Source organism: Kitasatospora sp. NPDC059673 (assembly GCF_042734215.1).
Classification (GTDB): Bacteria; Actinomycetota; Actinomycetes; order Streptomycetales; family Streptomycetaceae; genus Kitasatospora.
Window position 1 is genome coordinate 40,373 of the sequence record NZ_JBHWEN010000020.1, and the last position, 8,112, is coordinate 48,484.

Annotated in this window: 6 protein-coding genes; 3 read left to right on the forward strand and 3 right to left on the reverse strand. The window is 74.8% G+C overall.

The features are described 5' to 3' along the window. The first annotated feature begins 80 nt into the window (after window positions 1-80). Entirely contained in the window at window positions 81-986 is a 906-nt protein-coding gene (locus tag ACFV18_RS22900) for an ATP-binding cassette domain-containing protein (protein ID WP_380486000.1), read from the forward strand. Continuing rightward, window positions 983-2,599, forward strand: a complete 1,617-nt coding sequence (locus ACFV18_RS22905; protein ID WP_380486002.1) for an ABC transporter permease — start codon at window positions 983-985, stop codon at window positions 2,597-2,599. The genes ACFV18_RS22900 and ACFV18_RS22905 overlap by 4 nt, the downstream gene beginning before the upstream one ends. Window positions 2,600-3,366: 767 nt before the next feature. Here the strand turns inward: ACFV18_RS22905 and ACFV18_RS22910 are convergent. From ACFV18_RS22910 to ACFV18_RS22920, 3 genes are all read right to left on the reverse strand, one after another. Continuing rightward, the gene (locus tag ACFV18_RS22910; RefSeq protein ID WP_380486004.1) at window positions 3,367-4,878 is read right to left on the reverse strand and encodes an alpha/beta hydrolase; all 1,512 of its coding nucleotides are present in this window, start codon (window positions 4,876-4,878) and stop codon (window positions 3,367-3,369) included. 118 nt (window positions 4,879-4,996) lie between these two features. Beyond that, window positions 4,997-5,473 carry an OsmC family protein gene (locus ACFV18_RS22915; RefSeq protein WP_380486007.1) on the reverse strand — a complete coding sequence of 159 codons (477 nt, stop codon included), beginning with the start codon at window positions 5,471-5,473 and terminating at the stop codon, window positions 4,997-4,999. Between the two features lie 4 nt (window positions 5,474-5,477). Beyond that, window positions 5,478-6,119 (reverse strand): GntR family transcriptional regulator, encoded by a 642-nt coding sequence (locus ACFV18_RS22920; RefSeq protein ID WP_380486009.1) that lies wholly within the window; start codon window positions 6,117-6,119, stop codon window positions 5,478-5,480. 151 nt (window positions 6,120-6,270) lie between these two features. On the opposite strand from ACFV18_RS22920, the gene ACFV18_RS22925 reads away from it, so the two are divergent. After that, complete coding sequence (locus ACFV18_RS22925) at window positions 6,271-8,016, forward strand: DUF4190 domain-containing protein (protein WP_380486011.1); 1,746 nt, start codon at window positions 6,271-6,273, stop codon at window positions 8,014-8,016. Window positions 8,017-8,112 lie beyond the last annotated feature (96 nt).

An 8,112-nucleotide genomic window follows, 5' to 3' on the forward strand; every position in this document is an offset into this window, starting at 1 on the left:
ACACACCTTCGGCGGCCATGCGAAGATCCGGGACCTTCGGTGACTTCACGGATTTGTGAAACCAGAGTAGCGTCGAGCCCATGACGACCGCCATCTCGGTGTCCGGCCTGGTGAAGACCTTCGGCCGCACCCGCGCCCTGGACGGACTGGACCTCACGGTCGAGCAGGGCGAGGTTCACGGGTTCCTCGGCCCCAACGGGTCGGGCAAGTCCACCACCATCCGCGTTCTGCTCGGACTGCTGCGCGCCGACTCCGGCACCGCCACCCTGCTCGGCGGCGACCCGTGGCGCGACGCCGTCCCGCTGCACCGCCGAATCGCCTACGTGCCGGGCGATGTGACGCTGTGGCGCAACCTCTCCGGCGGGGAGGCGATCGACCTGCTCGGGCGGCTGCGCGGCGGACTCGACCCGGCCCGCCGGGCCGCACTGCTGGAGCGCTTCGAGCTGGACCCCACCAAGAAGGGCCGCGCCTACTCCAAGGGCAACCGGCAGAAGGTCGCGCTGGTCGCGGCGTTCGCCGGCGACGCCGACCTGCTGATCCTGGACGAGCCCACCTCCGGCCTGGACCCGCTGATGGAGGAGGTGTTCCGCGAGTGCGTCGCCGAGGCCCGCGAGCGGGGCACCACGGTGCTGCTGTCCAGCCACATCCTGTCCGAGGTGGAGGCGCTCTGCGACCGGGTGTCGATCATCCGGGCCGGGCGCACCGTGGAGACCGGCACCCTCGACGAGCTGCGCCACCTCACCCGCACCTCGGTGGACGCCGTCCTCACCGGACCGCCGCCGCGCCCCGCCTACGCCCACGACCTGACCATCGACGGCAACCGGCTGCGCTGCCAGGTCGACACCGAGCAGCTCGGCACCCTGCTCACCGAGCTCACCGCCGTCGGCGTCCACAGTCTCACCAGCCGGCCGCCGACGCTGGAGGAACTCTTCCTGCGCCACTACGAGAACGCGGCCGACACCCCCTCGACGGCGGCAGCCCGATGAGCGGCTACGCGCTGACCGGCACCGGCACCCTCTACCGCCTCGCCCTGCGCCGCGACCGCATCGCCCTGCCGGTGTGGGTGTACATCGGCACCGGCATGGTCGCCTCCACCGCCTTCTCCTTCCGCACGCTGTACAGCGACGAGGCCTCCCGCCGGACCTTCGCGGCCAGCATCGACGGCAACGGCTCGCTGCGCGCCCTGTACGGCCCGATCTTCGACGGCTCCACCATCGGCGGGCTGACCGCGTGGCGGATGGGCGTGTTCGGGGCGGTGCTGGCGGCGCTGATGTCCACCCTGCTGGTGGTGCGGCACACCCGCGCCGAGGAGGAGGACGGCCGGCTCGAACTGATCGGCGCCGGCGCCGTCGGCCGGTGCGCCCCACTGACCGCCGCCCTGGCCACCGCCCTCACCGCGAACGCCGCGCTGGCCGCGCTGGTGACGATCGCGCTGCTGGCGGCCGGTCAGGCCCTGACCGGGGCGCTGGCGTTCGGCCTCGCGCTCGGCGCCACCGGAGTGTTCTTCGCCGCGCTGGCCGCCGTCACCGCGCAGGTCGCCGAGACCGGGCGGGCCGCCAACGGCCTGGCCGGGGCGGGGATCGGTATCGCCTTCGTGCTGCGCGCCGTCGGCGACTCCGGCAGCGGCACGGGCTGGGCGAGCTGGCTCTCCCCGATCGGCTGGAGCGAACAGGTCCGCGCGTTCGCCGGCGACCGCTGGTGGGTGCTGGCGCTGCCGCTGGGCGGGGCCGTGCTGCTCACCGCGCTGGCCCGCACCCTGGTCGAACGCCGCGACCTGGGCGCCGGACTGCTCCCGCAGCGCCCCGGCCCCGCCGTCGCCGCACCCGGCCTGGCGAACGCCGGCGCACTGGCCCGCCGCCTGCAGCGCGGCGCCCTGCTCGGCTGGACGCTGGCCTTCGCCGCGGGCGGCGCGGTGTTCGGCAGCGTCGCCAAGGGCGTGGTCGACCTGGTCGGCGACAACCAGCAGATGGCCGACATGATGGCCCGGCTCGGCGGACAGCAGGGCGTGCTGAACGCCTACCTGTCCGCCATCGCCGGGGTGTTCGGGATGATCGCCGCCGTGTACGCCGTGCAGTCCGTGCTGCGGCTGCGCGCCGAGGAGAGCGCCGGCCGGGCCGAACCCGTACTGGCGGGCACCGTCTCCCGGCTGCGCTGGGCGGGCGGACACCTGCTGTTCCCGCTGTTCGGCACCGCCGTGCTGCTGGCCGCCGCCGGCGCCACCGCCGGGCTGGCGCAGGGCGCCGTGCTCGGCGACGCCGCCGGCCACGGGACGGGCGACGCCGTCGCCCGGATGCTCGGCGGCACGCTGGTCCAGCTGCCCGCGGTGTGGCTGACCGCCGCCGTGGCCCTGGCCGTGTACGGCCTGCTGCCGCGCTGGACGGCGGCCGGCTGGGCCGGATTCGGCGCGTTCGTACTGGTCGCCTGGCTCGGCCCGATCCTGCAACTGCCGCAGTGGGTGCTCAACCTGTCGCCCTTCACGCACCTGCCGCACCTGCCCGGCGGGACGTTCACCGCCGCGCCGCTGCTGTGGATCACCGCCCTGGCCGCACTCGCCGCCGCGGCGGGCCTGACCGGGCTGCACCGCCGCGACCTGGGCTGACAACCGGGCACAGCCCGACGCACCGGCTCCGGCCGAGGGCGGGCCGGCCGAGGGCGGGCCGGCCGAGGGTCGGCTGGCCGGGCGCGCTCCGGCCGGGGGCGCACTGGCCGGAGGCGCCGGGCAGACCGGGGTGGTACCGGTCGGGGGCGCCGGGCAGACCGGGGTGGTACCGGTCGGGGGCGCCGGGCAGACCGGGGTAATACCGGTCGGGGGCGCCGGGCAGACCGGGGTAATACCGGTCGGGGGCGCCGGGCAGACCGGGGTGGTGTTGGCCGCGGGCGGACCGGCCGGGGCTGCGCCGGCCGTGGTCGGGCCGGTCGGGTCCACGTCGGCGGTGCCCGCGTCGGCCGGGTCCGTGCGGGTCGGTCCGTGCGGGTCGGGTTCGCGTTGGTCGTGGCTGCGTTGGTCGTGGTGGGGCCGGTCGGGTGCGTGTTGGCGGTGTCCGCGCGGGTCGGGTGCGCGTTGGTCGTGGCTGCGCGGGTCGGGTGCGCGTTGGTCGTGGTGGGGCCGGTCGGGTGCGTGTTGGTCGTGGCTGCGCGGGTCGGGTGCGCGTTGGTCGTGGTGGGGCCGGTCGGGTGCGTGTTGGTCGTGCCCGCGTCGGCCAGGTCCGCGCGGGTCGGGCTCACGCTGGCCGTGGCATGCGTTGGCCGTGGTCGGGCCGGTCGGGTCCACGCCGGCGTGCCCGCGTTGGTGGTGCCCGCGCCGGCCGGGGCCGCGCTGGGCGGGCTGGCTCCGGTGAGGCCCGCGCTGAGCGAATCGCACTGGCCTCACCCGGCCTTCGGGCAGAACGCGTCCCGGGCCGGGCGGTGGCCGGTGGTCAGGAACTCCGTCACCAGTGCGTCGCCGCAGGCGTTTCCGTGGGCGAGGTAGGCGCCGTGGCCGCCGGAGTCGATCGTGACCATCCTGGCCCGGTCGCCGAACGCCGTGCGCAGCTTGAGCGCCCCCGAGTAAGGCGTGGCCGGGTCGCGCAGGTTCTGCACCAGTAGCACGTTGGACGGCCCGTCGTCGGTGACCCGCATGGGCGGCTCGGCGGGCTGCCAGTGCCAGAACGCGCAGGCAGTGGCGTTCACCGGCATGCCGGCCGTGAGCGGGTGCGCGATCCGGTCGGCGGCCACCGCCGCGGCGTACGAGCCGAGGTCGTGCGGCCAGGCGACGTCGTTGCACAGGGTGGCCACGGTGACCGCCGTGGAACTCTGCAGCTGCGCCAGCGCCGCCGCGTCCGGCGCGGGGCCCGGGTCGGGCAGGGGGCGGTGGCCCTGGGCGGCCTGGAGCAGGGCGGCCACGGCCGGGAACTTGGTGTCCGCGTACAGGCCGTTCAGCAGCGTGCCGCGCAGGCCGTTGCCGTCCAGTACGCCCGGGTTGTGGCCGGGCCAGGGCAGCGGGGCCGCGTCCAACTGCTCGGCGGCCGTCAGGTAGGCGGTGCGGACCTGCTCGGGGGTGTCGGCGATCCGGAACTCGCCCGCCTCGGGGGAGGACGCCCAGGCCGCGAAATCCGGGAAGCGGTCCTCCGCGCCGGTGGCGAAGGCGGCCAGCCAACTGCGTTCGGCCCGAAACGGATCAGGGTTGTCGTTGCTGTCCAGCAGGATCCGGTCGGTGCGGTTGGGGAACATCGTCGCGTACGCGGCGCCCGCGTAGGTGCCGTAGGAGACGCCCCAGGCGGAGATCCGGCGTTCGCCGAGGGCCTGCCGGATCCGGTCGATGTCCCGCGCCTCGTTCCGGGTGGTGATGCTGTGCAGCACCGGGCCGCCGTTCGCCGCGCAGTGGTCGGCGATGCGTTCGGCAGTGGTCAGGCCGGCATCGCCGCCGTGGCCGTCGGGCGCGGGCCAGGGCAGCAGCTTGCCGGGCGCCAGGTCGGCGTAGTCCAGCCCGCAGGAGACCGGGCTGGACCGGCCGACGCCGCGTGGGTCGAAGCCGATCAGGTCGTACCGGTCGAGCACCGACCGGGGCAGCCGTTTCACGGCGCTGCTCGGCCCGTTCAGACCGGAGCCGCCAGGACCGCCCGGGATCATGACCAGCACCCCGCGCCGCTGATCGGGCCGGGCGGCGGGGATCCGGGAGACGGCCAGCGACAGTGACGGCCCGTCGGGCTGCGCGTAGTCGACCGGGACGGTGATCTCGGCGCACAGCTGGCGCCCGTCCGCCGGGCCGCCCGCGCACGCGCCCCAGGCAGGGCGGTCGGGGCGGTCGGCGGCGGACGCTCCGGCGGCGAGCGGTGCCGTCAGGCCGAGCAGGACGGTGGTGGCGGCGGCGAGGGCGGCGCCTCGATGAGTGATTCGCATGGCCGCAAGTCTTCGCCGCCGCGCCGCCCGGATCGATCCCCCAGGCCTCCGTCTTTTTCCTGGTGCCAGCCTCACCGGAAACCCTATAGCCAGCTACAGAACAGGAGTTGACGCCACCTCAGGCAGTGGACCGCACCGTGACGACGGGCTCATGGTGGACCGGGAAGTTCACCGAGGAGGCGATGAAGCAGTCCCGGCCCGCCGGGCCGTGCAGGGCCTCGGCCTGCTCGCGCATCGACTCCTCGGCGATCTCCACCCGGGGCCGCAGCATCGCCCCGGTGAAGTGGCCACCGCCGCCCGAGGTCTCCATGGTGGCCTCCGCCTCGTCCGTGTAGGACAGCACCGTCACGCCGTTGCGCGCGCAGTGCGACAGGTACGACAGCATGTGGCACTGGGCGAGCGCGGCCAGCAGGAACTGCTCCGGGTTCCACCGCGAACGGTCGCCGCGGAACGTCGGGTCGGCGCTGCCGAGCAGGGTCGGCACCCCGTCCGAGGAGATGTCGTGGTCGCGGGAGTACGAGCGGTAGGTGTCGGTACCGGTACCGAGGTTGCCGGTCCAGTCGACACGGACCGCGTAGTGGTGGGACAGGGCCATCGGGTCACTCCTTCTCGGGCGGCCGGGCGGCGGCGCAGGTGTCCAGGACGTGCCGCCGGGCGGCCGCCCCGGCAGCGGCCGGATCCCCGGCGGTGACGGCGGCCAGCAGCTCACGGTGCTGGTCGTCCACCAGGGCGGTGCGGTCGGGCGCGTGCAGAGAACGGTGGGTGGAGACCTGGATCTGGTCCCACAGCCGCTCCAGCGCGTGCAGCGCGACGGGGTTGGCGGCAAGCTCCGCGACCCGCCGGTGGAACTGCCGGTTCAGCCGCACCGCCTCCGTCAACTCGCGCTCCACGGTGGCCCGGTGAGTGCGGTAGGCGAGCGCCGCCAGGTCGGCCAGCTCGGCCGGGGCCAGCCGGCCCGCCCGCTGCCGCTCGGCCGCGAGCTCGGCGGTCAGCGCCTCCAGTGCGGCCCGCACCCGGTAGACCTGCGACAGCTCCTCCGCGGACAGCTCCACCACCCGGACGCCGCGCCCGGCGGCGACCAGCAGGCCGTCCGCGGTCAGCGCCCGGAACGCCTCCCGGACCGGAGTGCGGCTCACCCCCAGGGTCTGTGCGACCTCCACCTCGCCCAGCCGCGCCCCCGGTGGGTAGCGGCCGTCCAGGATCAGTTCCCGCAGGCTGCGGCGGGTGCTCTCGCTCTGCACAGCGGCAGCGTAGTGCGATGTATGCATTGCATGCAATGGTCGCGCGGGCAGCGCCGGGGCGCCGACGGGGAACTCGTTGGGAGAGTGACGGACCGGTCCGCTATATTCGCGCAGCCGTCGAACAGTTCCACGCCCCAAGGGGGAAACACCCATGTCGTTCGACCAGGAGCGCTCGGGGGAGGCCGGCCCCGACGCCGCACATGCCGCAGGTGCGGAGGGGAGCGCGCGGGTCGAAGCCGCGACGGCCGAGTCGTCGTCGGCCGAGGTGGCGTCAGCTCCGGCCGCGCCGATGCCGGAGGCCGAGGGGGCCCTGCCGGTGGCCGGGACTTCCCTCCGCAAGCAGCCGGCCGCGCCGCCCGTGGATGCCGAGGGTGTCCCGCCGGTGGCCGCGATCCCGTTCAGCAAGCAGCCGGCCGCGCCCGAGGCGGCGGCTCCCGCCGCAGGGGGAGACGGGGCTGCCGAGTCGTCGTCGGCTGAGCTTTCGTCGTCCGAGGTGCCGTCAGTTCCGCCCGTGCCCGTCGATGTGCCGCAGCCGCCCGCCGTGCCGCAGCCGCCCGTCGCGCCGCAGCCGCCCGCCGCGCCGCAGCCGCCCGCCGTGCCTCCCGTGCCCGTGAACCCGTGGGCGCCGCCCGCCCCTGGCGCCGTGCCGGCCGGTTCGGCGCCCGTTCCGCCCATGGCGCCCGTGCCGCCCGTGGCGAACCCGTGGGTCGCGGCCGCGCCCGGGGAGCCTGTGGCGGCCGGGGGCAATCCGTGGGCGCCGACGGGTGTTCAGCAGCCGTGGGGGACGGGCGGGTTCCCGCCGCCCGGGACGCCGGGCGCGCCGACCGGGCCGATGATGATGTACCCGGTGCCGCAGCGGTCGCTGTACACCAACAACCTGGCCATCGCCTCGCTGATCGTCGGCATCGTCTGCTGCTACTTCGGCTTCATCGGCATCGGCCTGGGCATCGGCGCGCTGCGCCAGATCAAGCGGACCGGCGAGCGCGGCAAGGGGCTGGCCATCTCCGGCATCGTGGCCGGCAGCCTCGGCATGGTGCTGTTCGTCGTCTCGGTGATCGGTGGCGCCTTCAGTGTCGACGACTTCGAGAACGACGGCTCCGGGCCCTCGCACGTGACGTCCACCTCGGCCGCCGGTACGCCGGATTCGCCGTTCCGGCTGCGGGTCGGTCAGTGCTTCAACCGTACCGTGACGGGCAACGCCAAGCCCGTGGACTGCACGTCCTCGCACGACGGCGAGGTCTACTGGGCGCAGCCGACCAGCAAGCAGGACAACAAGTACCCGGGCGAGGACGCGCTGAAGGCGGAGGCCGACGAGGTCTGCCCGACCCACCTGGACACCTACGTGGCGGACACCTGGACGATCCCGGACGCGGTGTCGACCTTCTACTACTATCCCGACCGGCTGGGCTGGGCCAGCAGCCGCCGCATCGTCTGCTTCCTGGGCAACAGCGACAAGACCGGGCGTACCGGATCGCTGCAGAAGTACCCCAGCACCCTGACCACCGACCAGCGTCAATTGCTCGACGCCACCAACCAGTTCGACCGCGCCTGGATCAAGGGACCGGACGAGGACGTCGAGGTCGAGGACGACCCGCAGGCGTACCGGAGCTGGGCCAAGGACATGAGCGTGGCCGCCACCAAGCAGGCAACCATGCTGAAGGCCGCGCACTGGAACACCGCCGACAAGGCGACCGTCGACCGCCTGATCGCGAAGTCGATGGCGGCGTCCGACCACTACCTGGCGGCCTCCCGGTCCACCGACAACGCCACGCTCCGCCGTGAACTGGGCCTCGCCGAGGACAACCTGGGCGACCAGGAGATCATCTCGCTGCGCCGCGCACTGGGTCTGGCGACCGCGCAGGAGGAGCCGGCCAAGAAGGGCAGCCAGCCGGTCTGACCGGCCGTGCGGGGGGCGCGCCGGGGGCGCGGCGGCGGACCCCCACCGAGAGCGCCCGGCGGGGGAGGGCGGCCAGGGGGGGGCGGGCCCGGCCCG